Source organism: Amycolatopsis sp. Poz14, assembly GCF_006704225.1.
In the GTDB taxonomy this organism is placed as follows: domain Bacteria; phylum Actinomycetota; class Actinomycetes; order Mycobacteriales; family Pseudonocardiaceae; genus Amycolatopsis; species Amycolatopsis nivea.
In genome coordinates this window covers 3,070,835-3,095,937 of sequence record NZ_JACLHD010000001.1, presented here as the reverse complement: position 1 = coordinate 3,095,937, position 25,103 = coordinate 3,070,835, and the positions used below count along the sequence as shown (strand labels likewise).

Genomic DNA, 25,103 nt, shown 5'->3' with positions numbered 1-25,103 from the left:
ATTCACCTCGTCTCGTCCGGAACGCCGAGCTGGCGGAAGTCGTAGACGTCCAAAGTGGTCTCTCCGGCGCGAAGACGGTCCAGATAGGACGCTTCCTTCTCGGCACGAGCCCGGGACGCGGCGAGAACCCGGTCGTACTCGTCCGCCGGGAACACGACGATCCCGTCCCGGTCGGCCACGACGACGTCGCCTCGGCGCACCACCCGGCCGCGCAAGGTGATCGGGCGGCCGACGGTTCCCGGCCAGTTCTTGATCGTGCCGCGGATCGAGATCGCCGTGCTGAACGCCGGGAAGCCGAGCGACGCGAGCTGCTGGGTGTCGCGGACGCCGCCGTCGATCACCAGGCCGTTGATGCCGCGTGCCTGCGCCGCGACCGCCATCACCTCGCCCCAGTACCCGAACGGCGCGCCACCAGCGTCGACGACGAGCACGTCACCCGGCCCGGCGGCTTCGATGCCGTGGTGCAGTGCGAGGTTGTCGCCGAGCTGCGCCGACACCGGCACCGCGCGGCCGACCATCTGCGCACCGTCCCAGGCTGGCCGGAACGCGGGGTCCAGGAAGCAGTCGAGGCCGGAAGCCTCGTACAGCGTGGCCGTGCCGAGCGTCAGCAGTTCCTTGGTGTCTTCCGCCAACGTGGTCATGCGTCCGCCCGCTGCAGATCGTGATAGCCGTACTTCGCGCGGGCTTCGGCGATCGTCGCGCCGCCGAGCGCGGCGGTGAGGATCGCTTCCTCGCGCGCCTGGATCATCTCGGCGACCTCCAGCACGTCGTCCTCGCAATCCCGCGGGATCGCCACGACTCCGTCCGAGTCGCCGAGCAGGATGTCGCCATGGCGCACTGTCACGCCGCCGATGGTCACCGGCCCGCGTTCCTCAGCCACCTCGACCCGGTCCTTGCCGGTGCGCATGAAGCGACCGCGGCTGTAGATCGGGTAGCCGATGGAGAGCGCGCGGTGCGTGTCGCGGCAGACGCCTTCAATGACCGTGCCTGAGATACCACGCTGGTGCGCTACTGCGGTCAGGATGTCGCCCCACACCGTGCAGTCGACCCGGCCGTCGTTGTCGAGCACGATCACCTGGCCCGGTTCGACCTGGTCGATGAAATCGCCGACGGTGCCCGCCGGGACCTGCGCGCTGACGTAGCGCACGGTGAACGCGCGGCCGACCATGCGCTGTCCGTCCGCGAGCGGGGCGAGCCCGAGCAGGCTGCCCGGGCGCTTGAGCTTGTCGAGGGCGTCGGACACCGTCGCGGTGCCGAGCGCGGAGAAGCGGTCGAGGAGAGACATCAGCGCTGCTCCACTGTGACTGAGGGGAATTGGGAATCGTGCATGACTTCCTGCACGTCACGACCGGACCGGACCGCCTCCGCCATGCGGGCTTCCCGATCAGCGATCCGCTGCGCGAGTTCGACAACGCGCTCGGCGTCTCCCGCGGCGACGAAGACGACGCCGTTCACGTCCGCGAGCACAAAGTCTTGCGGGGCAACTGAGATACCAGCGATCTGGATCCGCTCGTCCATCGCGGCCTGCACGATGCGGCCCCGCGCACTGACCGGAACGGCCGTGCGCGCGAAGACCGGGAGCTTCAGCGCTTCGCTCTCCTGGACGTCGCGGCAGGCACCGTCCACGATGACGCCAGCCACGCCGCGCCGGACCGCGGCCTCGGCGAGCAGACCGCCCCAGCAGGACACGTCCGTGCGGCCGTGGTTGTCGATCACCACGACGTCGTCCGGCTCGGTGATCGCGACCAGCGGAGTGGCGATGTGCGTCGCCGGTCCCGCAGTCGCTTTGGGCGCAGCGGTGACCGTGCGCACGCGGCCAGCCAGAACGGTGCCGACGGGCCACATCGGCTTCAATGCGGTGACCGCGCCGGGCAGGCCGAGCGTGTCCAGTGCGTCGGAGACCGCGCAGCTGTCGAGCCCGCGCAGCGCGGAGATGATCTCTTCGGGAGACATGCTCACTTCCGTTCCCAGGTAAGGAAACCCATCGCGTTGCCAGTACCGGCTTCCGTCCGGTAGCACGGCTCGTAGTCCACGCTCGTCACGGCGAGGCCGGCCTCGTCCGCGATCCCAGCGACCGCGATCCAGTTGCGCAGCTCCGACGCGCCGGACCGCATCTCGGCAGCCGGGACGCACGAGAGGTAGTCGGCATCGTGGTTCCGCAGCGCCTCGAGAAACTCCTGGTCCAGCTTCTCGTCGATCACGAAGTGGCTGAGCCCGCCCGAAGCGACGACGCCGACGCGCAGGTCGCCGGGGAACGACCGGATTGCCCGCCCGACCGCGCGCCCGAAGTCGTAGCAGCGTTTGGCGCCCGGCGGATTCGGCTCCCAGAAGGTGTTGATGAAGATCGGCACCATCGGCAGCGTCGACTCCTGCCCGAGGAATCGCTGGTAGATGAACCCGAAGCCGTGCGGGATGGTGTGGTTCTCGTACCGCCCGGCCGGGATCACCTCGGTGGCGCCGGTGTCGAAATTCTCGGCCTGGGTGGACTGAATGATGTGCTTGCCGAGCGCGCGGTGCGTGGGCCGCATGATCGTGCGATCCGGGACATCGCCGGTCGCCGCCTCGGCCAGGCCGGGGGCCATCGCGTCGAGCTGCGCCTGGGTGAACGGCACGTGCGCGACCTCGTCGCCCCAGAACACCGAGAACGGGGCGAGCCATTCGTCGCCGTAGGTTTCCTTGTGGTCGCTGGAAACGATGACGAGGACGTCGACGTCCTGGGTGCGGATGAAGTCCGCGAGCCGGTCCATCGACCGCTGGCAGCTTTCCCAGCGACGCGCCATCACCTCGGGAGTGATCTCGTGCGAGAAGTCCTCCCGCAGCTCGCGCAGGTCCTCGTAGCGGTAGGTCTCGCCGCGGAACTTCAAGCCTTTGCTGGCGCGGTCCGCCGTGCCTCTGGTATCCCAGGCGTGCGGCGGTGGCGCCTTCAGCTGCGGTCCGTGCGAAGTGCCGATCCCGGCGACGATCTCGGTCATGATCTCCCCTCAGAGCTGGAAGAGCGCGCGGGCGTTGTTCTCGAGGACGTCGGCGCGCTCCTTTTCGCCGAGCCAGGCGATGTCGTCGATGAGCAGGTGGATGTCGTCGAACCAGCGCCCGGTCTCGGGGTCGATCTGCGAGCCGGTGCCCGGTTTTTCCGAGCCGAACAGCACCCGGTCGGTACCGACGACCTTCATCAGCAGTTCCAGGCTGTCCTGGGTGTAGAGGCACGAATCGAAGTGCAGCCGGCGCAATTTGTCCAGATAGGACACTCCGGTGCGCACCACCGACGGCAGGAACCGGCCCACCTGGTACGGAATCGCGCCGCCGCCGTGCGAGACGATCACCTTGAGGTCGGGGAAATCCTTCAGCACGGTGGAGTTCACGAGGCTCCACACCGCGATGGTTTCTTCCTGGATGAAGTGCAGGCTGTACGGCTCGCGCGCGGGCGGCTTGCATCCGGCCGCGTGCAGCAGCACCGGGACGTCGAGTTCGCACAGCACCTCGTACACCGGGTACCAGTACCGGTCGCCGAGCGCGAGCGGGGTTTCCGTGCCCTCATACGGGTCGGTGTTGAGCATCGCGCCGACGAAACCGAGTTCGGTCACCGTGCGCCGCAGCTCGGCGGTCCAGTCCCGCGGCGTCAGATCCGGGCTTTGCGGCAGCCCGGCGACGCCCTTGAACCGGCCGGGGAACAGCTCGGTCGCGCGATGGATGAGGTTGTTGGTCTCCTCGGTGAACCACTGCACGAGCTTCGCCGGCCGTTCGCTGTGCATCATCTGGAACGGGCGGGGCGAGATCACCTGCAGGTCGATCCCGGCGCCGTCGAGGTGCGCGAGATGCGAGATGTCGCCGAAGCTCGGGTGCGGGTGGTGATACGCGGCGGCGAGCGCGTCGTCGCTGATGGCCGGGGGTTTGCCGCCGTGCGCGCCGCGGTGCGAGAGCAGCGAGGCTTTCCAGGCGTAGTAGGCGTCCGGCGCGGACATGTGGCCGTGGACGTCGATGATCACGGGATGCTCCTTGCGTCTCAGACGAGCGGCTTGCTGATGAGTTCGTCGACGCGCGCGTCCGTCGCCGACGTGTCGTAGAAGCGCAGCAGGCGGGTGCGGCCCGCGCCGGGGTCGCCGCGGTGCAGGTACTCGTACAGTTCCTGGCGCATCCCGAAACTCGAGCCGGCGAGTTCCCAGCCGAGCCGGAACAGCCGCGCCTTCTCGGCCGCGCCGATGTCGTGGCCGCGCATGTAGAGGTCCAGGAACGGACGCAGTTCCGGGTTCGCCAGGTCGGCTTCGGTCGGCTGCATGATGAGCCCGGACGCGGCGACCTGGCGCAAGATCTGAACCATCCGCGCTGAGATGTCAGCCGACCAGAAGCCGACGCCGTTGGTATTGCTGGGGGCGAGGTGCCCGCCCGGCGTCACGACGGCGTCCGCCTCGGCGCCCTTGATCGCCAGTTCGAGCGTCTGGACGTAGGAGATGAGTTCGCCCAGCTGTTCCTGGATGCCGCGGAAGGTGTCCACGCCGATGGAGTGCGCGAGTTTCTTCGCGACCGACGTGAAGAACTTCATCCGGGCGAGGAAGCGAATGTGCGTGCTCTGCAAGCTCCACACGTTGATCCGGCCGAGGCCCTTGAGCGCGCGCAGGGAGTCGCCGAGCAGGAAGATGCGTTCGCGCGGCAGGAAGACGTCGTCGAAGAACAGCATCGCGTCCTGCTCGTCGTACCGGTTCCCGAGCGGATGCGAGTGCCCGCTGTCGGCCGCGCCGAGCGGTTCGCGCAGCAGGATCTTGAGGCCCGGCGTGTTCATCGGCAGCGCGAACCAGATGACGAAGTCTTCCGCTCCGCGCGCTGCGGTGACGCCGTTGAGGTACACCAGCACCTCGTGGGAGAACGGTGCGAGGGTGGCGAGTTGCTTGGCACCGCGCAGGATGACGCCGTCCTCGCGTTCCTCGACGACGCGCAGCGCGAGGTCCGGGTCGTCGAGCGGGCTGGCGCTGCGGTCGATCTGCGGGTCGCCGAGCGCGTGGGTCAGGACGAGGTCGTGCTCCATCGCGAACCGGCGGTAATCCCGGGCGTTCTGGCCGAACCCTTCGCGGTTCTGGTCGAGCTCGTCAGCGTAATCGGCGAGACCGGCGGCGACATTCGACATGAAGTCGGGCGAACGGCCGAGCTGCCCGAGGCTTTCCCGCATCCACCATTCCGACGCGGCGAATTTGGCGCGCAATTCCTCCGGCGTCTTCGGCAGCGAAAACGCGTAGCTGACCTCGTTGCCGGTCTCCTCGGACTTGAACAGGGTCGCCGCCCGCCCCTCGGGAGTGGCGAACCGCAGGTCGAGCAGCCGGGCGAACTCGTCGACGGTCGGCTTGAGCGCCGGGTGTTCCGCGACGTTCTCGATGCGCTTGCCGTCGAGCCAGACCTCGCGGCCGTCGTTCAGGCTCTTTGTGTACTGCTCGCCGGTGAGCGCCCCGGTGGCACCGGAAATGTCCATGTACTCCGACTCCTTTGTCTGTGACGGGCCCGCACCGGGCGACGATTCGAAGCTACGGAAATCGCGACGCCGAAGAATCGGTCCGCTGCGGGAATCTCCGCCGAGGGCGTCCGACACCGTGTAGGAAAGTCCGACGCGGTGTCGGAACCGCTCAGGACTGGATCGTCGGAACCGTCACCCATTGCCAGTAGGTGAACTCGTCCAGATTCCAATGCCCGCCGTGCCGTCCGCCGTTGCCGGACGCGCCGAGGCCGCCCATCGGGATGTGCGCGGCGTCATAGATGGTCTGGCCGTTGAGCGCGACCATCCCGGCGCGCAAGCGAGAGGCGAAACCGAGGGCGCGCGCGACGTCGCGGCTGTGGATCGCCGCGGACAGGCCGTATTCGGTGGCGTTGGCCAGTTCGAGCGCTTCCTCCTCGGTCGAGAAGCGGGTTACCGGTGCCACTGGGCCAAAGATCTCACTTCGGAAAGCTGCATTGTCAACTGTCACGCCGTCGAGCACGGTCGGCTGGTAGAACGCGCCGTCGTGCGTGGCCCCGTGCACGACTCGTGCGCCGTCGGCGATCGCGGCCTCGACGATGCCGTGCACCCGCTCGGCCTGCGCGGTGGTGATCAGCGGGCCGAGCGTCGTCCCGGGTGCCTTCGGGTCGCCGAGCCGCAGTTTCTCCGCCGCCGCTTTGAGCCGCGCGACGTATTCGTCGGCGATGCTTTCGTGGACGAGATGCCGTCCGGTCGCCATGCAGATCTGGCCTTGGTGCCGGAAAGTTCCACCGGCGCCACCGGCCGCCGCGCGGTCGAGATCCGCGTCCGCCAGCACGATGAACGCGTTGTTGCCGCCGAGTTCGAGCACCACCCGTTTCAGCAGACCGCCAGCGATCTCGCCGACCCGGCGGCCGGCGGCGGACGATCCGGTGAACGAGATCGCGTTCGTGTGCGGCGAACGCACCACCGCCTCGCCGGTCGCCGCGCCGCCGGGCAGGACGTGCAGCACGCCGTCGGGCAGACCGGCTTGTTCGAAGATGTGCGCGAGCACCGCACCGCCGGAGAACGCGGTCTTCACGTCCGGCTTGACCAGCACCGCATTGCCCAGCGCGAGCGCCGGGGCGACCGAGCGCATGGCGAGCATCAACGGCGCGTTCCAGGGCGCGATCACCCCGACGACGCCGACCGGGATCCGCCGGGCCAGCCCCAGCGTCGCCGGGTCTTCCACCGGCAGAAGATCGCCCTGCGACATCGTGACCAGTCCGGCCGCGGCGATCAGCTCGTCGATCGCTTTGTCGACCTCGTGCTTCGCCTTCGCGGGCAGCGAGCCGCTTTCGCGCACGAGCACGTCCTCGACGTCGGTGCGGAGGTCGCGCAACGCGTCCGCGGCCCGGGTGAGGACGTCGGCCCGCTCGCGGTACGACGCGCGGCTCCACTCCGCCTGCGCTTGCGCGGCACGTGCTCCGGCCCGCTCGATGTCGTGCTGGTCGGCGATGCCTGCCAGACCTACCTTCCCGCCGTCGCCCGGCGAGACCACCGGTTGCGTGCCTCCGCCTCCGGTACGCCAGCCGCCGGAGTAGATATGCCCGTCTGCCTCGCTGAGATCCCACAGGGCCATGTGCGTCGCCTGCCAATCCTGGTGCGGGTGCGGAGATCGCCGCGATGCTAGGTCGGCGCGAGCCCTCGCTTCATCGCCTCGGCGACGCAAATCCGGCGCGCGCGACTGGACACGGTGTCGGAAGCTACTGCCACAGCTGGTCGTTCACGCGGACCTCGATCAACCGGGGTCCGGCCTCCGGCCCCGGGTCCTCGGCGAGCGCGGCGCGCAACCCGGCGGCTCCGTCGACCGTCGTCGCTTTGATGCCGAACGACGTCGCCAGCGCGGCGATCTCCACCCCGCTGATGTCGGTGAGCGGGTACTCCTCTCGCTCACCGCTGCTGTTCCGCATCCCGGCGACCACGGCTTGGTACTTTCCGTTGTTCACCACGAGATATGTCACCGGCAGCCGGTAGCGTGCCACGGTCCAGAACGCGGGCACGCCGAACTGGACCACGCCGTCGCCGACCACCGCGAGCACGCGCTCGCGTCGCGCCATCGCCACACCTGCCGCGGCACCCATTCCCCAGCCGAGCGAACCGCTCGCGGTGGCGAACAGCGAATCCGCCCGCGTGCGCTGCAGAAACCGCAGCAACGGGAGCGTCGAGGTGACCGCGTCGAGGACCAGCAGACGTTCCCCGCCGATGACGTCGGCGAGGGTGCGCATCGCCACCGCAGCACTGAATTCCCCGTCCAACGGCACTTCCGCTGCCCAGCGAGCGCGTCGGTTTTCGCTGTCCTGGAGCACCCGGGCAGGCCATTCGTTCCGGGAAGGCGCGCGGACTCCGTCGGCCAATCCGCGCAACGCGGCCGCGGTATCGCCGACCACCGCCCCGGCTGGGACATACCGACGGCCGGGCTCGGCAGCGTCCTCGGAGAGATGCAGGATCGGGACGCCGGACGGCAGCGCCGCGACCTCGGCCGAGAACTCCAGCGGGGTCGGCATGCCCGCCAGCACCAGCAGGTCCGCTTCCGCCAGCATCGGCGCGCGAGGCTCGAACAATCCGGCGTACAGCGGATGATCCGTGCGGAAGGACCATCGTTCGAGGTCGCGGCGGGACTCCACGAACACCGGCGCGCCGAGCCGCTCCGCCAACCGCGCCAAGTCCGTCTCGGCCCTGCGCCGGGCGACGTCCGATCCCGCGACGATCACCGGTCGTCGCGCCGCGTCGAGCAACGCGCTCGCGTGCCAGACCGCCTCCGCGGCCGGGCCCTGCCGCGCACCCCGGCGGACTGGAGGCGCGACACCGGGTTCAGCGGCCAGATGGTCTTGTGGGATGGTGAGAATCGCCGGTTGCTCCGGAACGACCGTGGTATGCCACAGCGTCCGACTGACATCTTCAAGCAGGTCCTCGGCGCGGAGGTTCTGCCAGGCATGACCCACATACGGCGCGGCCGTTTCGAGCAACCGCGGCGAAGTCGTCAACGCGCGGTGCGGGAGCGTCGCCGTTCCCTTGATCCCCGCGAGAATCGCGACGCTGCTGCGCGCGACCTGCGCCGCGTACAGATGCGCCAAGCCATTCGCGACCCCGACGTTCGTGTGCAGGTAGGCGACGCCGATCCGGCCGGAGGCGCGCGCGTAGCCATCGGCCATGGACACCGAGATCGCCTCGTGGGTGGTCAGCACGAACTCGGGTCCGCCTCGCCGGGCGGCAAGAGCGTCGAGCACTGGTATCTCACTGGTGCCGGGGCAGCAGAAGACGTGCTCGACTCCCCACTGCGCCAAGGTTTCCAGCAACCGCGCCGCAGCCGTCATGCCCGGCACGTTACGCAGCACGCCGGGCCGGGCGCTCCGACGCGGCGACGGAAGAAACCCGGCGAACTGTGCGACACGGTGTCGGGGATCGGAGTAGGTTGCGGCCAATGACTTCTTCCCGGCACGACGGAGACACCTGGGACCTGGCGTCCAGCGTCGGCGCGACCGCGACGATGGCCGCGGCGGCGCGGGCGATCGCGACCCGCGAGGACAGCACGCTGTTCTCGGACCGCTTCGCCGAACCGCTCGTGCAGGCGGTCGGCGTCGACCTGCTGGCCAAACTGGCGTCCGGCGAGGCGGAGTCGGGCGCGCTGGTCGGGCAGATCTGGATCGACGCGGCCAAGATCCGCGGCAAGTTCTACGACGAGTTCTTCCTCGACGCGTCCGCCGCGGGCATCGCGCAGGCGGTGATCCTGGCGTCCGGTTTGGACTCCCGTTCCTACCGGCTGCCCTGGCCCGACGGAACCGTGGTGTACGAACTCGACCAGGAACCGGTGGTCGAGTTCAAAGCCCGCACCCTGGCCCGCCTCGGCGCCGAGCCCACCGCAGACCGGCGGCCGGTCGCCGTCGACCTGCGCGACGACTGGCCCGCTGCCCTGCGCGCCGCCGGTTTCGACCCGGCCCAGCCGACCGCGTGGAGCGCCGAAGGCCTGCTGGGATACCTGCCGCCCGAAGCGCAGGATCGCTTGCTGGACACCATCACCGAACTCAGCGCGCCGGGAAGCCGGGTCGCCACCGAAAACCGGCCCAACCCGCGTCCCGGCGACGAGGACAAGACGAAGGAACGCCTCGACCGCATCTCCGAACAGTGGCGCGGCGAGGGTTTCGACACCGACATGACGCGGCTGCGCTACTTCGGCGAGCGCAACGAAGCGGCTCCGTACCTGAGCGGGCTCGGCTGGACGGTGCGCGGAAGCACGGTCCGGGAACTGCTCGCGGCCAACGGCCTGCCGCCGCTTCAGGACGACGATCTCCGCATGGGCGACCTTCGGTACATCACCGGCACCCGCGGCTAGCACATCGCTCGTGGTCGAGCCATCACGCCTGGTCACACGTGGTTCGTAGCCGATTTGTGATGGTGATCACGGGCCATACCGAGGGTTTGCCTCCGGCGCGCACGAATCCCGAGCACAGCAGTCGATCCCGAAGAGTTTTCCAGTTCGGCCGCCGACTGGGAAGGTCACCGGAAGATAACGGTTTCATGGAGATCCGTGCGTTCCAGGCGAGGATCTGCGTGTGCTCGCCCCCGCCGACCAGGTTCGTTTCGCTTTCGAGCCGCTGTACAGCCTCTACAGCGGCTCGGCGGTCGCAGTCGAAGCGGTCGGGCATCCGGGCGCCGGCTGGGTCCCGGACCTTCTCGACGCGGCGGGCGACCAGGCGCAGCTGATCGACGCCGACCTCGACCTCGCCGCCCGCGCGGCCGCGGTGGTCCCGCCGAACGCGACCGGGGTGTCGCTGCACCTCAACCTGAGCGCCAGCGCCGCCGGCGCGCCCGCCGAGCGGTTCATCCCGCTGCTCCAGACCCTGGAACGCACCGGCCGCCGACCAGCCGACGTCGTCTTGGAGGTCACCGCCCCGCTCGCCCTCCCGAATCCGGGCACCCTGCTGCGGGGCCTGCACCGGCTGCGCGACCTGGGCTTCCGGCTGGCCTTCGACCGGCTCGGCGCGGCGGGCCTGCCGATGAACCTGCTCGCCGAAGCGCCGATCGAGATGATCAAACTGGACCGCGCGACACTGCGCCGGCTGCCGGCGAACGCGGCCACGGTCGCGCTCGTCGAGGCCCTGGTGCAGTTCGCCGCGCAAACCGACCTGCGGCTCGTCGCGACGGGAATCGAGAACGACGCGGAACTCGACCTCGCCCGGCGCTCGGGAATCCGGCTGGTGCAAGGGAATCTGTTCGCCACCGCCGCCCCCGACCGAGTGCTGCCCGCCGCCGAACGCGGCGACCAGCCTGGTGCCGCGGCCGTCTCGCCCGCCGCCGGACTGCGGATCCCCGAATTCCTCCGCCAGGCCAAAACCCTGCCGGACGACGCGACGTGCGACGACGTCCACGCGATCCTGTCCGCCGAACACGCGCCGAAGGCCATTGTCGGGCTGGACCAGCAAGCACGTCCACAGTGGACGATCGACCGGATGCGGTTCCTGCTCGCGGTGACCGGCCGGTACGGGCACGCGCTGTACTCCGGGAAACCCGCCGCGAAACTGGCCGGACCGCCGCGGCTGGTCCGGATCGACACCGGCACCCGCGAACTGCTGGAGCTCATCGCCGACGGCGGGGCCGAGAACAGCGGCGACGACCTCGTCGTGACCGACGCGTCCGGCCGGTACCAGGGCGTGGTGCGGCCGAACGAGGTGATGCGCCGGATGGCCGCGGTGAAGGTCGAGGCCGCGGTCGCGCTCAACCCGCTCACCCGGCTGCCCGGCAGCGACGCGATCGCCCAGGACGTCGCCCGCCGGGCCGGAGCCGGACGGCCGTTCGTCGTGGCCTGGCTGGACATCGACCACTTCAAACGGCTGAACGACACCGCCGGGTTCGCCGCGGGCGACGACCTCATCCGCGCCATCGGGCGGGCGCTGACCGACCACGCCCGGCGGCTCGGCGACGTCACCGTCGGCCACGTCGGCGGCGACGATTTCCTGGTCGTATGCGGCATCGAGGACATCACGGCCCTCGCCGACGCCGTCCTGGGCCACGACTGGTCCGCCGACGGGGTGCCGGTCACGCTCTCCCTCGCGAGCCTCGTCCAGACCGGCTCCTCGACGGGTACGTACCGCGAAAGCGCGCGGCTGCTGGCACCCTTGAAGAAGCAGGCCAAGGGAATCCTCGGCTCGAGCTGGGTCAACAGCTGGCCCGGTGCCGGACGGGCGCAGATCCTCCGCGGCAGCAAGGAAACGAACGGCCTGCCGCCGGAACTGCTGCCCCAGCGGTAGTCACTCCTCCGGCAGTTCGTCCTTGGCCAGCAACGAATGCACCCGCCCGAAGCGCGAACGCAGCGCCGGGTCGAGCTGATCGACCAGCACCGCGCAGCCGACCAGCTCAGCGCCCGCCTCGCGCACCAGGTCGCGCACCGCCGAAGCCTGGCTGCCCGTCTCGATCCAGTCGTCCACCAGCACCAGCCGATCGCCCGGCGACAGCGCCGACCGCTGCATCCGCAGGACATGCCGGAAGCCCCGGTAGTCCGGGTCCGTTTCGCGGGTCAGCTTCTCGCCGGGAAACAGCCCGGCTGCCTTCCGGACCGCGGCGAACCCGACGCCCAGTTCCAGCGCGACGGCCCCGCCGAGCAGGAAGCCGCGCGATTCGATCCCGCACACCGCGGTCACCCCCGCGTCCCGGAACGGGTCGGCCAGTGCCTTGACCACCTCGGCGAACGCCGCGCCGTCCCGGAAAACCGGCCAGAGGTCGGCATGTCCGTCGACCCAGCGGAAGCGGTCCAGCAGAAGCGCACGTGTCATGCGGTGATCCTGGCCGGTCTCCGGGCGGTCGGGCGAGCCGATTTCCCGTCACCTGGCGAGCCGGGCGCGGGCCTCCTCGGTCTGCGGCGCGAACAGGTTGACGAGGTTGCCGTCCGGGTCGCGGAACAGCAGCGAACGGTTGCCCCACGGCATCGTCGTCGGCTCCTGCACGACCTCAGCGAGCAGCGGCCGCAGCCGCGCGAACTCCCGGTCGACGTCCTCGACCTGGAATTCCAGGATGACGGTCCGGTTCTCCTCCGGCACCGCCGCACCCGCGCTGAACAGCGCCATCGTCTCGGCGGCTCCGATCGCCAGCGTCGCCGTCGCGCCGACGAACTCGGCGAACTGCTTCGCCGGACGGCTCGCCACGAGACCGGTCACCTGCTCGTAGAAGGACGTCAAACGGTCGACGTCACCGGTGATGATGCGGACAGAAGTCAACTGCACGGCCACATTCCTTTCTGGTTGCTCAGTGGCCACGCTAGAAGCAATAGTGGACAGGATCCGCCCGGTATTGCGAGAATTCTCCGCATGACCCGGCCGATCGCACGCGTGCTGGCGCTGCTGGAAATCCTGCAGGGCGGCGGCACCCGGACCGTCGCCGAACTCGCCGGGCGGCTGGACGTGGACGAACGCACCGTTCGCCGGTACGTCGAGCACCTGCTCGACCTCGACATCCCGGTCCGCTCCGTGCGCGGCCGCTACGGCGGGTACCGGCTCGCCCCCGGTTACCGGATGCCGCCGCTGATGCTCACCGACGAGGAGGCGCTCGCGGTGCTGCTGGGGCTGGTCGCGGGACGGCGCGCCGGGCTGGTCACCACGTCGGTCGCGGCGGCGGAAAGCGCGGTCGCGAAGGTCCGCCGGGTGCTGCCCGAGGCGCTCGGCCGCCGGCTCGACGCGTTGCTGGAGGTCGCCGACTTCACCACGCCCGCTCGCCCCGCGCTCACCGCCGAGGCAGAGGTACTCCTCGCAGTCGCCGAGGCAGCGCGCGACCAGCGTCCGGTCAAACTCGCCTACACAGCGGCGCACGGCCGAAGCAGCGAACGCGTCGTCGAGCCGTACGGTGTCGTGGCACATTCCGGCCGTTGGTATCTCACCGGCTTCGACTCAAATGCCGGACAGGTGCGCACGTTCCGCGTCGACCGCATCGAGCGGGCCGAGCCGCAGGACGGAACCTTCAGCGCCCCAACGGATTTCGACCCCGCCCACCAGGTGCTCACCGGCATCGCCGAAGCACCGCACCAGCACGAGGTAGCAGTGCGGATCCGCGCGACCGCAGAAGAAATCCGCGCGATGTTCCCGCCGTCCATCGCCATTCTGGAAGCCGACGACCCGTGGGTCCGCGCGCGAATCCGGGCCGAACGCCTCGACTGGATCCCGCCGCGCCTCGCCGCACTCGACCGGCCGTTCGTCATCGAGCGGCCGGACGCACTCCGCGACCAGATGCGCGCCCTAGCCGACCGCCTGACCGGTTACGCCGGATCCTCCTCCAGCGCGACATCCAGCAACGCACCCAGCTCGTTGAGCTGAGCCGCCGAAAGCCGGCTGAACGACTTCTTCACCACGACGTCCGCCAGTTCCTGCCCCGCCGCCCGCAGCTCAGCACCCTTCTCCGTGAGCCGATGCCGCACCGCGCGACCCGGCCCCGGCACCCGCTCGATCAGGCCGCGCTCGACCATCCGCGCGGCCAGCGTGCCGAAGGACTGGTCGGTTTGAAAGGTCAGCACGGCAAGGTCGTGCAGCGACGCCTCCGGGTGATTCGCCAAGTGCCGCAAGGTGTCCCACTGCACGAGCGACAGCCCGAGCGGCTGCAACGCCTGGCTCAGCGCGCGGTGATGGCGGTGCTGCAGTCGCTTGACGGCCAGTGCGACGTCGGCGTGGCGGTACCTCATGGCCGGGGAGCCTACCCCGTTGCGAAACAGGTTGCTTATCTAAGTTTCCTTATATAAGGTTCCTGATATGAATTCCTCGGAGACACTCCAGATCCCCTCGGCCGGACCGGTCGAACTCACCGTCCACGACCGCACCCAGACGTTCCTGCTGCTGCACGGCGGAGGTGGCGTCGCGACGATGGCCGGTTTCGCCGACCTGCTGGCCGAACGCACCCGCTCGCGCGTCCTGCTCCCCACCCACCCCGGTTTCAACGGCACCCCGAAAGCGGCTGAGCTCACCGACGTCACCGCACTGGCCAAGGCGTACGTCGCCCTGCTAGACCACCTAGACACCTCAAACGTGACCGTGATCGGCAACTCCTTCGGCGGCTGGCTGGCCGCGGAAATCGCCCTGCTGCACAGCCCGCGCGTCAGCCGCGCAGTGATCGTGGACGGCATCGGCATCGAAGCCGCCGGACACCCGCTGGCCGACGTCCGCGGCAAGACCGTCGCCGAAATCCAGCAGTTCTCGTTCCACGACCCGTCAAAGGCCCCGGTACCGCCCGCCGGGAGCACCGGCCCGAGCCCCGACGTGCTGGCACTGGTGGGTTACACCGGCCCGGCGATGACCGACCCGACACTGGCCGAGCGACTGGGCAAAGCGGACATCCCCGTCCACGTCCTGTGGGGCGAAAGCGACCGCATCGCCGATCCTGGGTACGGCGAGGCCTATGCCGCGGCGATCCCGGGTTCGACCTTTACTGTGCTTCCTCGTACCGGGCATTTGCCGCAGGTCGAAACGCCGGAGGAACTGCTCGGCGCGCTGCTCGCCCTTGACGCATAACCACGACAACCCGCGGGGAACCAGAACTCCGACCCACTTTGCGCCGCGTCCGGCGGCAGATGCCCGCCGCGCGACTGGCGAACGAGTACGGCCCCGCGGAAGAAACGGCGTGGTGCACCGCCTGGCACGTACCGTCCGGCGACCCCCCTAAAGTCTCCCGCGACCAAGGCCGCGCGGAAGCACGCTCGGCACAGGCAGAGCACAGGCAGAGCACGCCCTCCGCCGACCGAATTCTTCCGCCAGCTCCGCGCTACCCGGCCGTATCGCGCCGCACCTCGCGCCCCGCCGAGTCGCACCCGACGACCTCGCCGCGCCCCGCCTCGCGACCCCCGCCGCACCCCACCTCACATCCCTGTCGCGCCCCACCGCGCCTCCCCGCCGCACGCCACATCGCGACCCCGCCGAACCCACCTCGCAACCCACCGAACCCACCCTCAGGTCTCCGCCGAGCCGCACCTCGCACCCCGTCCGACCCCGCCTCACATCCCTGTCGCGCCCCACCGCACCTCCCCGCCGCACGCCACATCGCGACCTCGTCGCACCCCACCTCGCCTCCGCACCGCATCCCCGCCGCACCCCCTCGCTTCCCCGCCGAGCCCCACCGCACGTCCTCGCCGGGCCCCACCTCACACCGCCGAACCCCCTCGCATCCCAGCCGCGCCGCACCTCGCGTCGGGCGCCTGCCGCGGCCGAAACCCGGACATCACCTCTCCCGCACCATCCAGCCCTGCCGAACCCGCAGGTCCACGCACTGAACCGCACCGCAAACCCCCGCCTCACCGCTTCCTGTTACTACCAGTTCTGAATTAAAAAATGGCAACTGCTCCTTGTTGATATCTCAACGCACACTTACTGTGATCCCAGTCGCTCGCTGAACGAAGGAGATCGCAGTGCCTCGCAGTCACGATCCTCAACCGGCCGGCTGGCGGGTCGGCGCCGACATCGGCGGTACGTTCACCGACGTCATCGCGCTGGGCCCGGCAGGCGAGGTCGTCCCGATGAAGGTGCCGTCGACCCCGCCCGAGTACGGCGAGGGCGTGGTGACGGCGACGACGGCGGTGCTGTCGGCCGCCGGGACGGAGGCGGAGTCAGTCGTCGCGATGCTGCACGGCACCACGGTGGCCACCAACGCGATTCTGTCGATGAGCGGAGTCCGGACCGCGGTGGTCACCACCCGCGGCTTCCGCGACGTGCTGGAGATCGGGCGGCTGCGGCGTCCGTCGCTCTACGACCTGTCCTGGTCGAAGCCGGAACCGTTGGCGCGCCGGAGGAATCGCTACGAGCTCGACCAGCGCATCACCGCCGACGGGCAGCTCTCCCCCTCGGCCGACGCGGACGAGGTCCGTGCGCTGGCCGGGCGATTGCGCGCGGACGGCATCGAAGCAGTCGCCGTGTGCCTGCTCAATTCCTACATCCGGCCGGACGAGGAACGGCGGGTCGCCGAGTTGCTGCGTGCCGAACTGCCCGAGGTCTACGTCACCGCATCAGTCGACGTATCCCCTCAGCCGCACGAATTCGAACGCACCAGCACCGCGGCCGTCAACGCTTACGTCGGCCCGGCGGTGCACGGTTACCTCACCCGGCTGGAAGCGGGACTGCGCGCCGAGAACGTCCGTGCGCCACTGCTGGTCATGCAGTCCAGCGGGGGCCTGCTCGATGCCGCTTCGGTCGTGCGACGGCCGGTGCAGATCATCGAGTCCGGCCCTGCCGCCGGGGTCACCGCCGTGCAGAAGCTCGGGCAGCTGATCGGACTGTCCACAGTGGTCGCCTTCGACATGGGCGGCACCACGGCGAAGGCCTCGCTGATCGAGCACGGGGAACCGTTCGTCTCGGCGGACTACGAGGTCGGCGGCGGGATGAACGTGGCGCGCGGGCTCAGTTCCGGGGCGGGCTACCCGGTGCGGGCACCGTCGATCGACATCGCCGAGGTCGGGTCCGGCGGCGGCAGCATCATCTCCGTCGACTCCGCGGGTGCGCTCCACGTCGGACCGGCGAGCGCCGGGTCCCGGCCGGGGCCAGCCTGCTACGGCCAGGGCGGCGAACTGCCGACCCTGACGGATGCCAACGTCACGCTCGGATATCTCAGCCCGCAGTCCCTGGCAGGCGGGCGCGTCGCGATCCATCCGGACCTCGCCGAAAAAGCACTGTCCACAGTGGCCGAACAGCTCGGCGAAGACATCCCAGGGGCCGCACGCGGGGCATATCAGGTAGCCGTCTCTAGTATGACAACCGCGGTCAAAGCGGTCACCAGCGAACGCGGTAGGGATCCGCGGGAAGCGACGATGGTCGCGTTCGGCGGCGCCGGCCCGCTGTACGCCGCCGCGCTGGCCCGCGAACTGGGCATCGACACTGTGCTCGTACCGGTGCACCCCGGACTCTTCAGCAGCCTCGGCCTGCTCGTCGCCGACACCGAACGACACGAGCTGTCCCCGTACCGCGCCGAATTCGCTGAGACACCAGCGCTCGCCGAGGAATTCGCGCGACTGTCCGAAAAGGTCCGCGAGGAACTCGGCGAGGACGCGATCGTGGACCGCCTGCTGGACATGCGCTACCGCGGACAGCGCTTCGAACTACGCATCCGTGTTCCCGACGGCGAGCTCACCGAGGACCTGCTCGCCGAGACCCGCGCCCGGTTCCACGCCGAACACAAGCGCACCTACGGCCGAGCTGGCACCGACGACCTGGTCGAGCCGGTGAACCTCCGGGTGCGCGGAAGGCAGCCCACTCCAGTGTCCATTTCGGACGTGCTGGCACTCCCCGAGTCCGAGAGCATGGCACCATCGACCCGGGAATGTCGGTTCGCCGAAACAGTTTCCGCTCCAGTCATCACCCGCGCCGCGCTCGGCGCCACCCCGGCGCCCGGTCCGATGATCATCGAGGACATGGACGCCACCACCCTCGTCCCGCCCGGTGCGCAGGCGCACCGCGACCGGTTCAACAACATCGTGATCACCTGGAGTGCCGCATGATCCGCGACGCCGTGACGTTCGAGGTCTTCCGCAACGCCGTCACCGGGATCGCCGACGAAATGGCGATCACCGTCCTGCGCACCGCGCATTCGCAGCTCGTCGCGTCCAGCATGGACTTCTCCGCCGCGCTGTGCGACGCCCGCGGCCGGGTGATCGCCCAGGCGAACACGCTTCCGGTGCACCTCGGGTCCATTCCGGACGCGATGGAAGCGATCCTCGCCGAGTTCGGCGATTCGGTGGCGCCCGGCGACCTTTACCTGCTCAACGACCCGTCGCTCGGCGGCATGCACCTGCCGGACATCTTCGCGGTTTCCCCGGTGTTCGGAGGGGAAACGCTGCTCGGGTTCGCGGTCACCGTCGTCAACCACACCGACGTCGGCGGCTGGGCGGCCGGGTCGATGGCAGTCCAGTCCACTAATATCTTTGCCGAGGGAATTCAGATCCCACCCTCGCGGCTGATCGACACGGGCACCACGAACGAAACCTTCCTGCGCGTGCTGCTGCGCAACGTCCGCGAACCGGAACTCCTGCGCGGCGACCTGGAATCCCAGCTGGCCGCCTGCCACACCGGAGCCGAAGGACTGCGCGCCCTCGCCGCTCGCCACGGCGTCGAACGGCTCTCCGAGCTGATCGACGAACTGCTCGACTACTCCGAAACCCTCCTGCGCGCCGCACTCGCCGAAGCCGTTCCCGGCACGTACGAGTTCACCGATCACATCGACGACGACGGACTCGGATCCGGGCCGATCCCGATCCGCGTCAAAGCGACCCTGTCGGAGTCCGGAATCGAACTCGACTTCACCGGTTCCTCGCCGCAGGTCGGCTCCGCGCTCAACGCGACCGAATCGTTCACCCGCTCCGCCGCCTACGCCGCGCTGCAAGGCGTCCTCGCCTCCGACATCCCGGCGAACAGCGGCTTCTACCGGCCGTTCAGTTTCGTCATCCCGCCGGCGTCCATCCTCAATGGACAGCGCCCGGCCGCTCGCGGGGCACGCGGACTGGTCGGCTTCCGGATCATCGACGCGGTGCTCGGCGCGCTCGCACCGGTGTTCCCGGACCGGGTGCCCGCCGCGGGCGAGGGAGGTCCGGACGGCATCGCGATCGGACTCGTCGGCCCGGACGGCGAATCCATGGTGCTGTGGGATCCGCTCGCCGGCGCGTGGGGCGCCCGGCCCGACCGCGACGGCGTCGACGGGATCAGCTCGCTGGGCGCGAACCTGACCAACACCCCGGTCGAGGAACTCGAACGCTCCGGCCATCTCCGCATCGACGGCTACGGCTACCTGCCCGACAGCGGCGGCGCGGGACGCTGGCGCGGCGGCCTCGCGACGTTCCGCGACATGACGCTGCTGGCTCCCGAGGCCAGCGTGCAGATCCGGTCCGACCGGCGGAAGTTCCTGCCGTACGGGCTGTCCGGCGGCGCGCCGGGGACTCCGTCGCTCAACGTCCTCGACCAAGGCGGTCCGGGCGAACGCGTGCTGGAGTCCAAACCGCATTTCGCCATGACCGCCGGAACCCGGCACCGGCACGTGACCGCAGGCGGGGGCGGTCACGGACACCCGTTCGGCCGTGAGCCGGAACGGGTGCTCGAAGACGTCCTGGACGGCAAGGTCACCCGCGAGGGAGCCGAACGGGACTACGGCGTCGTCATCGACGACGGGGGGATCGACCTGGCCGCCACCGCCGCCGCACGCGGCAAGGCGCGCTGACGCACCACCACTCCCATTCCCCGACAGATCGGACTTCGCCATGAGTTCCCATGTCGCCGCCGGCCGGAGCAGCGTCGCTCCGCGCACCTGGCGGAAAGCGGGCATCCGGATCATCCCGCTGGTCGGCCTCGCCTACGTGGCGAGCTACATCGACCGCGCCAACGTCGGCTACCTCGCCGCCCCGATGTCCCGCGACCTGCACTTGAGCACCGGCCAGATCGGGCTCGCCGCCGGACTGTTCTTCATCGGCTACATCCTGGTCGAGGTGCCGAGCAACCTGGCGCTGCGGCGGTTCGGCGCGCGCAAATGGATCGCGCGCATCATGATCACCTGGGGCTTGGTCACCGCGGCCACCTCGGCGGTGAACTCGGCCGCGACGCTGTACCTGGCCCGGCTGCTGCTCGGGTTCGCCGAGGCCGGGCTCGCCGCCGGGATCCTGCTCTACCTGACCTTGTGGTTCCCGCGCCGCCAGCGTTCCTGGGCGTTGTCGGCGTTCTTCCTGATGACACCAGTGTCCTCGATCATCGGCTCGCCGCTGGCCGCCGCGCTGCTCGAATGGGGCCAGCAACTGTTCGGCATCGCGGGCTGGCGCTCGCTGTTCCTGGTCGAGGGCCTGCTGACGGTGGTGGTCAGCATCCTGGTCTTCGTCTTCCTTCCCGACCGCCCCGCGACCGCGCGCTGGCTCGACGACGACGAGAAGGCCGCGATCGAGGCGACGCTGGCCGCGGAAGCCGAGGAACACCGGGCCCACGGCGCGCTTTCCGGCCTGCGCGAGGCACTGACCAGCCGCCGGGTCTGGATCATGGCCGTGACCTGGTTCGCCATCGCGTTCGGGCTCTACCCGCTCCAGTTCTTCCTGCCGACGATGCTGCGGTCCATCACGCACAGCATCGGCGGCACGGGAGATGTCAGCAGCGTGCTGTTGTCCGCGATTCCGTACGCGGTGGCATTGCTGGCGCTGCTGGTATGGGCTCGTTTCGCCGCCCGGCGTACTGCAGTGACGGCCACTGCCATACCAATGGCGCTCGGTATTGTCGGCCTGCTGCTGGCGACGTTGACCAGCAGCGGCACGCTGTTCGTCATCGCGGTCTGCCTGAGCGTCTCCGGGATTCTCACCGCGATGCCGCAGTTCTGGCGTATCCCGGCGATCGGGCTGACCGGCGCGGCCGCCGCGTCCGGGATCGCGCTGATCAACTCGGTCAGCAATCTCAGCGGGTTCATCGGGCCGTACTTCACCGGCGCGGTCGCGTCGGCGACCGGCAGTTTCACCTATGCGCTGCTGGCGATCGCGATCATCATGACGGCAGGACTGGCCGCCCTGCTCACCACGGGGCGGCGGATGGAACGACTGGACGGGAACCTTTCATGACCACTGCACTGATCGTCGGCGACATCCAGCGGGGCATCACGGACGGCTACCCGTTCGCCCGCCAGGTCGTGGCACCGCTGACCGGGCTGCTGCCGCGCGCCCGGAAAGCCGGGGCGCTCGTCGTCTTCGTGCACTTCGCCATGCGGGACAACGGGACCGACCTGCCCGACGGCGCGCTCTACCGGTCGTTCTTCGACGCCGGCGACGCGTTCCACGAAGGCTCGCCGGGCACCGAACTGGCGTTGCCGGTGTCCGAAGAGGACGTCGTCGTCCTGAAGCGCCGCGCCAGTGCGTTCGCGGGCACGGACCTCGATCTCGTGCTCCGCGCTCGGGGCGTCCGTGACCTGGCGGTCGCCGGGGTGGCGACCAGCGCGATGGTCACCGCCACGTGCTACGACGCGGCGGATCGCGGTTACCCGGTGACCGTGCTGCGCGACGGATGCGCCGACAGCGATCCGGCCGTCAACGACTTTTTGCTGGACAAGGTCTTTCCCAGCCGAGGATTCGAGGTCGTGTCCTGCGCCGAATGGATCGGAGACACTGCGTGAACACGGCGTTGCTGGACCGGCTCCGCACCGAACTCGAGGGCCGCCCGCCTCGGCACGACCTAGTGGTCTCCGGTGCGCAGGGACCGACGTTGAGCTTGGACGGCGAGACCCTGGTCAATCTCGCTTCGAACGACTATCTCGGACTCGCCGGATCCCCGGAAGTCCTTGCCGCGGCCCGGGAAGCGATGCGCGATCAAGGACTCGGCGTGGCCGCCGGCCGGGTGCTCTGCGGTACCCGAAGTGTCCACAGTGCACTCGAGACGGCCATCGCCGAACTGGTCGGCACCGAGGACGCCGTGTTGTACGGCTCGTGCTTCGACGCGAACCTCGGTGTCTTCGCCGCCCTGCTCGGCCCGGACGACGTGATCTTCAGCGACGCGCTCAACCATGCCAGCCTGATCGACGGCATCCGGCTGTCGCAGGCCCAGCGGCGCGTCTACGCCCACTCGGATCTCAACGAGCTGGAGCGATATCTCACCGAGAGCACGGAGGCACGGCACCGGTTGATCGTGACCGACGGCGTGTTCAGCATGGACGGCGACCTCGCCGCGCTCCCCCGGCTCGCCGAGCTGGCGCGGCGGTACGACGCGGTGCTGCTGGTCGACGATTCGCACGCGACCGGGGTGCTCGGCGGCGGCACTGCCGAGCACTTCGGCCTGGTCGGCGAGGTCGACCTCGTCACCGGAACACTCGGCAAGGCACTCGGCGGCGCGGCCGGAGGCTTCGTCGCCGGGCCGCGCGCGGTCACCGAAACCCTGCGCCAGGTTTCGCGGCCATACGTCTTCACCAACGCGATGGCACCTCCGCTCGCGGCCGCCGCACTGACCGCGATCCGGCTCGCTATTCACCGCCCAGAACTGCGGGAACGCCTGGCCGCCAACGCTTCCTGGCTGCGCAGCGCCTTGCGGGATCTCGGGTACGAGGTCCTGCCCGGCGAACATCCGATCGTCCCGGTGATGCTGCGAGGCGGAACGCTCGCCGTTGATATGGCAGCGGCACTGCGACGGGAAGGCGTCCTGGTCTTCGCGCTCTCGCATCCGGTCGTCCCGGCGGGTGAAGAGCGGATCCGCGTGCAGGTCTCGGCCTCGCACACGCGGGAGCACCTCGAACAGGCAGCCGCGGCTTTCGGCCGGGTCCGCGGTCTGCTGGCGGCCGCATGACCGCCGTCGAGGATCTCCGCGCTCCTACCAGCACGGACAGCCGGGAACTCGCCGGACGGGTCGCGATCGTGACCGGCGGCGCGAGCGGCATGGGTCTGGCCACAGTGCACGCGCTGGCCAGCCGGGGCGCGACCGTCACGGTGTTCGACCCCGCCGCGCCAGCCGCCGAGGAACTGGCCGCGACGCTGGCGGTTCCGGCGGAGCGGATCCGGTCGATCGCGGTGGACGTCACGGATGCCGCTCGGGTCGGCCGCGCTTTCGACGCGGTGCTGGCCGAACAAACCCGGCTCGACATCCTGGTCAACGCGGCGGGTATCGCGCCACCGACAGCGTTTGAAGATATCACCGAGGCCGAATGGAATCGGGTGCTCGCGGTCAGCGTGCACGGCACGTTCCTGTGCTGCCAACGCGCGCTGCCCGCGATGCGAGCCGGCGGATGGGGCCGGATCGTCAATTTCTCCTCCACCGCGGGAAAAACCATCAGCACCGCGGGCGGCGCGCACTACACGACGGCCAAGCACGGCGTCCTCGGCCTCACCCGGCACCTCGCGAAGAACTACGGGCCGGACGGGATCACGGTCAACGCCGTCTGTCCCGGCCTGATCGACACCCCGATGGTCCGCGGTCTGCTTTCCGCCGCCGCGCTCGGCGAAGCCACCCGCTCGTTCCCGGTGCCGCGCGCCGGGATGCCCTGGGAGGTCGCGGAACTCGTCGCGTTCCTCGCGTCCGACCGAGCGGCCTACATCACCGGCGCCGCGATCGACATCAACGGCGGCGACCTCATCGTCTGAGCTTCACCTCGGCGAAAACCCTTGCCAGATCACAGCACCGGAGTCCGGTGCTGCCCGAAACCCTGACCAGAAGGCGAGTTCCCTCGTGCACCCCACCATCCGACACCGCATCGGCGGCCGGGAAACCACCGGTCATTCGACCCGGACCGCGCCGGTGTGGAACCCGGCGACCGGCGAGCGCCAAGCCGACGTCCTGCTCGCCGAGCCGGCCGACGTCAACGCCGCGGTGCGAGCCGCGCGCATCGCGGCGCCGGACTGGGCCGACACCTCGGTCATGCGCCGGGCGCGGCTCATGTTCGCGTTCCGCACGCTGGTCGAAAGCCGCCTCGACGACCTGGCACGGATCGTTTCCGCCGAACACGGCAAGGTTTTCGAGGACGCGAAGGGCGAACTCGTCCGCGGCCTGGAGGTGATCGATTTCGCCTGCGGAATCCCGCAACTGCTCAAAGGCGAGTACTCCGACCAGGTCTCGACCGGCGTCGACCTGTTTTCCTTCCGGCAGCCGCTCGGCGTGTGCGCGGGCATCACGCCGTTCAACTTTCCCGCCATGGTCCCGATGTGGATGCATCCGATCGCCATCGCGACCGGCAATACGTTCGTGCTCAAACCGTCCGAACGCGACCCTTCCGCGGCCAACTTCGTCGCCGAACTCTACGCCGAGGCCGGTTTGCCCGACGGCGTCTTCAACGTCGTGCACGGCGACAAGGTCGCGGTGGACGCGTTGCTGGACCATCCGGACGTCGCCGCGGTGTCGTTCGTCGGCTCGACCCCGATCGCGCGGTACGTGCACGAGCGCGCGACCGCGAACGGCAAGCGCGTGCAGGCGCTCGGCGGCGCGAAGAACCACGCCGTCGTCCTGCCCGACGCCGATCTCGAAAACGCGGCCGAGCACCTGGTTTCCGCCGCGTACGGATCTGCGGGCCAGCGGTGCATGGCGATTTCCGTGGCCGTAGCGGTCGGTGACGTGGCCGAGCCGCTGGTCAAGCTGATCGGCGAAAAGGCCCGTGCGATCAAGGTCGGTCCGGGGCTGGCACCAGGGTCTGAGATGGGACCTGTCGTGTCGCCGGAAGCACTCGAGCGCGTCCGGGGCTACCTCGACGCCGGGGTCGCGGCGGGTGCCGAACTCGTCGTCGACGGGAGAGATATCACCGTCGAGGACAGCGGATTCTTCGTCGGGCCAACGCTTTTCGACGGCGTGACCCCCGAGATGAGCGTCTACCGCGACGAGATCTTCGGCCCGGTGCTCGTGGTCGTGCGCGTCGATTCGCTGACCGAGGCGATCGACCTGATCAACGCGAGCGACTGGGCCAACGGCACCGCGATTTTCACCGGCAGCGGCCGGGCGGCGCGGCAGTTCCAGCGGTCGGTGCAGGTCGGGATGATCGGCGTGAACGTCCCGATCCCGGTGCCGATGGCGTTCTACTCGTTCGGCGGCTGGAAACAGTCCCTGTTCGGCGCGCACCACATGCACGGCCCCGAGGGCGTCGCCTTCTACACCCGCGCCAAGGCGGTGACCAGCCGCTGGCCGGAGGCGCCAGAGGAGGCGAGCCTGCACTTCCCGACCGCGGTCTGAGCGGAGCGGTCCGGGGAGACCGTGCT

22 protein-coding genes are annotated in these 25,103 nt (G+C 69.6%); 11 read left to right on the top strand and 11 right to left on the bottom strand.

Annotation, left to right across the window (positions count from 1 at the left end):
* Positions 1-2: 2 nt before the first annotated feature.
* The 8 genes from FKO37_RS15015 to FKO37_RS14980 all read right to left on the bottom strand — a co-directional run bounded on the left by FKO37_RS15015 (position 3) and on the right by FKO37_RS14980 (position 8,790).
* Positions 3-641 (bottom strand): 4-carboxy-4-hydroxy-2-oxoadipate aldolase/oxaloacetate decarboxylase, encoded by a 639-nt coding sequence (locus tag FKO37_RS15015; RefSeq protein WP_238604714.1) that lies wholly within the window; start codon positions 639-641, stop codon positions 3-5.
* Entirely contained in the window at positions 638-1,285 is a 648-nt protein-coding gene (locus FKO37_RS15010) for an RraA family protein (RefSeq protein WP_238604713.1), read from the bottom strand. The genes FKO37_RS15015 and FKO37_RS15010 overlap by 4 nt, the downstream gene beginning before the upstream one ends.
* A complete protein-coding gene (locus tag FKO37_RS15005; RefSeq protein ID WP_238604712.1) occupies positions 1,285-1,953 on the bottom strand; it encodes an RraA family protein in 669 nt (222 codons plus the stop codon). The genes FKO37_RS15010 and FKO37_RS15005 overlap by 1 nt, the downstream gene beginning before the upstream one ends.
* Positions 1,954-1,955: 2 nt before the next feature.
* Positions 1,956-2,972, bottom strand: a complete 1,017-nt coding sequence (locus tag FKO37_RS15000) for a hypothetical protein (RefSeq protein ID WP_238604711.1) — start codon at positions 2,970-2,972, stop codon at positions 1,956-1,958.
* 9 nt (positions 2,973-2,981) lie between these two features.
* Positions 2,982-3,983 (bottom strand): amidohydrolase family protein, encoded by a 1,002-nt coding sequence (locus tag FKO37_RS14995; protein ID WP_238604710.1) that lies wholly within the window; start codon positions 3,981-3,983, stop codon positions 2,982-2,984.
* A gap of 17 nt (positions 3,984-4,000) precedes the next feature.
* Positions 4,001-5,455 (bottom strand): 4-hydroxyphenylacetate 3-hydroxylase family protein, encoded by a 1,455-nt coding sequence (locus FKO37_RS14990; protein WP_238604709.1) that lies wholly within the window; start codon positions 5,453-5,455, stop codon positions 4,001-4,003.
* A 151-nt stretch (positions 5,456-5,606) separates the two neighbouring features.
* Positions 5,607-7,055: an aldehyde dehydrogenase family protein gene (locus FKO37_RS14985; RefSeq protein WP_238604708.1), complete on the bottom strand. Its 1,449-nt coding sequence runs from the start codon at positions 7,053-7,055 to the stop codon at positions 5,607-5,609.
* 124 nt (positions 7,056-7,179) lie between these two features.
* Positions 7,180-8,790, bottom strand: a complete 1,611-nt coding sequence (locus FKO37_RS14980) for a thiamine pyrophosphate-binding protein (protein WP_238604707.1) — start codon at positions 8,788-8,790, stop codon at positions 7,180-7,182.
* A 107-nt stretch (positions 8,791-8,897) separates the two neighbouring features.
* Between FKO37_RS14980 and FKO37_RS14975 the strand changes: the two genes are divergently transcribed.
* Together FKO37_RS14975 and FKO37_RS14970 are read left to right on the top strand one after the other, a co-directional pair.
* Positions 8,898-9,806, top strand: coding sequence for an SAM-dependent methyltransferase (locus FKO37_RS14975; protein ID WP_037817890.1), 909 nt, complete (start codon positions 8,898-8,900; stop codon positions 9,804-9,806).
* A 220-nt stretch (positions 9,807-10,026) separates the two neighbouring features.
* Positions 10,027-11,721 (top strand): EAL domain-containing protein, encoded by a 1,695-nt coding sequence (locus tag FKO37_RS14970; protein WP_238604706.1) that lies wholly within the window; start codon positions 10,027-10,029, stop codon positions 11,719-11,721.
* Here the strand turns inward: FKO37_RS14970 and FKO37_RS14965 are convergent, their stop codons facing one another.
* Together FKO37_RS14965 and FKO37_RS14960 are read right to left on the bottom strand one after the other, a co-directional pair.
* The gene (locus tag FKO37_RS14965; protein WP_134664833.1) at positions 11,722-12,243 is read right to left on the bottom strand and encodes a phosphoribosyltransferase family protein; all 522 of its coding nucleotides are present in this window, start codon (positions 12,241-12,243) and stop codon (positions 11,722-11,724) included.
* 48 nt (positions 12,244-12,291) lie between these two features.
* A complete protein-coding gene (locus tag FKO37_RS14960) occupies positions 12,292-12,690 on the bottom strand; it encodes a VOC family protein (protein WP_134664835.1) in 399 nt (132 codons plus the stop codon).
* A gap of 84 nt (positions 12,691-12,774) precedes the next feature.
* Between FKO37_RS14960 and FKO37_RS14955 the strand changes: the two genes are divergently transcribed.
* Positions 12,775-13,773, top strand: a complete 999-nt coding sequence (locus FKO37_RS14955; RefSeq protein ID WP_134728799.1) for a YafY family protein — start codon at positions 12,775-12,777, stop codon at positions 13,771-13,773.
* On the opposite strand, the gene FKO37_RS14950 is transcribed toward FKO37_RS14955, so the two are convergent.
* Positions 13,716-14,135 carry a MarR family winged helix-turn-helix transcriptional regulator gene (locus FKO37_RS14950; protein WP_043836349.1) on the bottom strand — a complete coding sequence of 140 codons (420 nt, stop codon included), beginning with the start codon at positions 14,133-14,135 and terminating at the stop codon, positions 13,716-13,718. The two genes, FKO37_RS14955 and FKO37_RS14950, sit on opposite strands and share 58 nt — an antisense overlap.
* Positions 14,136-14,202: 67 nt before the next feature.
* Here FKO37_RS14950 and FKO37_RS14945 point away from each other — a divergent pair, with 67 nt between their 5' ends.
* The 8 genes from FKO37_RS14945 to FKO37_RS14910 all read left to right on the top strand — a co-directional run bounded on the left by FKO37_RS14945 (position 14,203) and on the right by FKO37_RS14910 (position 25,077).
* Positions 14,203-14,958, top strand: a complete 756-nt coding sequence (locus FKO37_RS14945; RefSeq protein ID WP_238604705.1) for an alpha/beta fold hydrolase — start codon at positions 14,203-14,205, stop codon at positions 14,956-14,958.
* 890 nt (positions 14,959-15,848) lie between these two features.
* Positions 15,849-17,927, top strand: a complete 2,079-nt coding sequence (locus FKO37_RS14940; RefSeq protein ID WP_238604704.1) for a hydantoinase/oxoprolinase family protein — start codon at positions 15,849-15,851, stop codon at positions 17,925-17,927.
* Positions 17,924-19,636 (top strand): hydantoinase B/oxoprolinase family protein, encoded by a 1,713-nt coding sequence (locus FKO37_RS14935; RefSeq protein WP_238604703.1) that lies wholly within the window; start codon positions 17,924-17,926, stop codon positions 19,634-19,636. Before FKO37_RS14940 ends, FKO37_RS14935 begins: the two co-directional genes overlap by 4 nt.
* Before the next feature lie 40 nt (positions 19,637-19,676).
* On the top strand, positions 19,677-21,005 hold the full coding sequence (locus FKO37_RS14930) for an MFS transporter (RefSeq protein WP_238604702.1): 1,329 nt from the start codon (positions 19,677-19,679) through the stop codon (positions 21,003-21,005).
* Positions 21,002-21,553 carry a cysteine hydrolase family protein gene (locus FKO37_RS14925; RefSeq protein ID WP_238604701.1) on the top strand — a complete coding sequence of 184 codons (552 nt, stop codon included), beginning with the start codon at positions 21,002-21,004 and terminating at the stop codon, positions 21,551-21,553. Before FKO37_RS14930 ends, FKO37_RS14925 begins: the two co-directional genes overlap by 4 nt.
* A complete protein-coding gene (locus FKO37_RS14920) occupies positions 21,550-22,713 on the top strand; it encodes a glycine C-acetyltransferase (RefSeq protein ID WP_238604700.1) in 1,164 nt (387 codons plus the stop codon). Before FKO37_RS14925 ends, FKO37_RS14920 begins: the two co-directional genes overlap by 4 nt.
* The gene (locus FKO37_RS14915) at positions 22,710-23,504 is read left to right on the top strand and encodes an SDR family NAD(P)-dependent oxidoreductase (protein WP_238604699.1); all 795 of its coding nucleotides are present in this window, start codon (positions 22,710-22,712) and stop codon (positions 23,502-23,504) included. Before FKO37_RS14920 ends, FKO37_RS14915 begins: the two co-directional genes overlap by 4 nt.
* An 85-nt stretch (positions 23,505-23,589) precedes the next feature.
* Positions 23,590-25,077, top strand: a complete 1,488-nt coding sequence (locus FKO37_RS14910; protein WP_037817860.1) for a CoA-acylating methylmalonate-semialdehyde dehydrogenase — start codon at positions 23,590-23,592, stop codon at positions 25,075-25,077.
* The last annotated feature ends 26 nt before the right edge of the window (positions 25,078-25,103 follow it).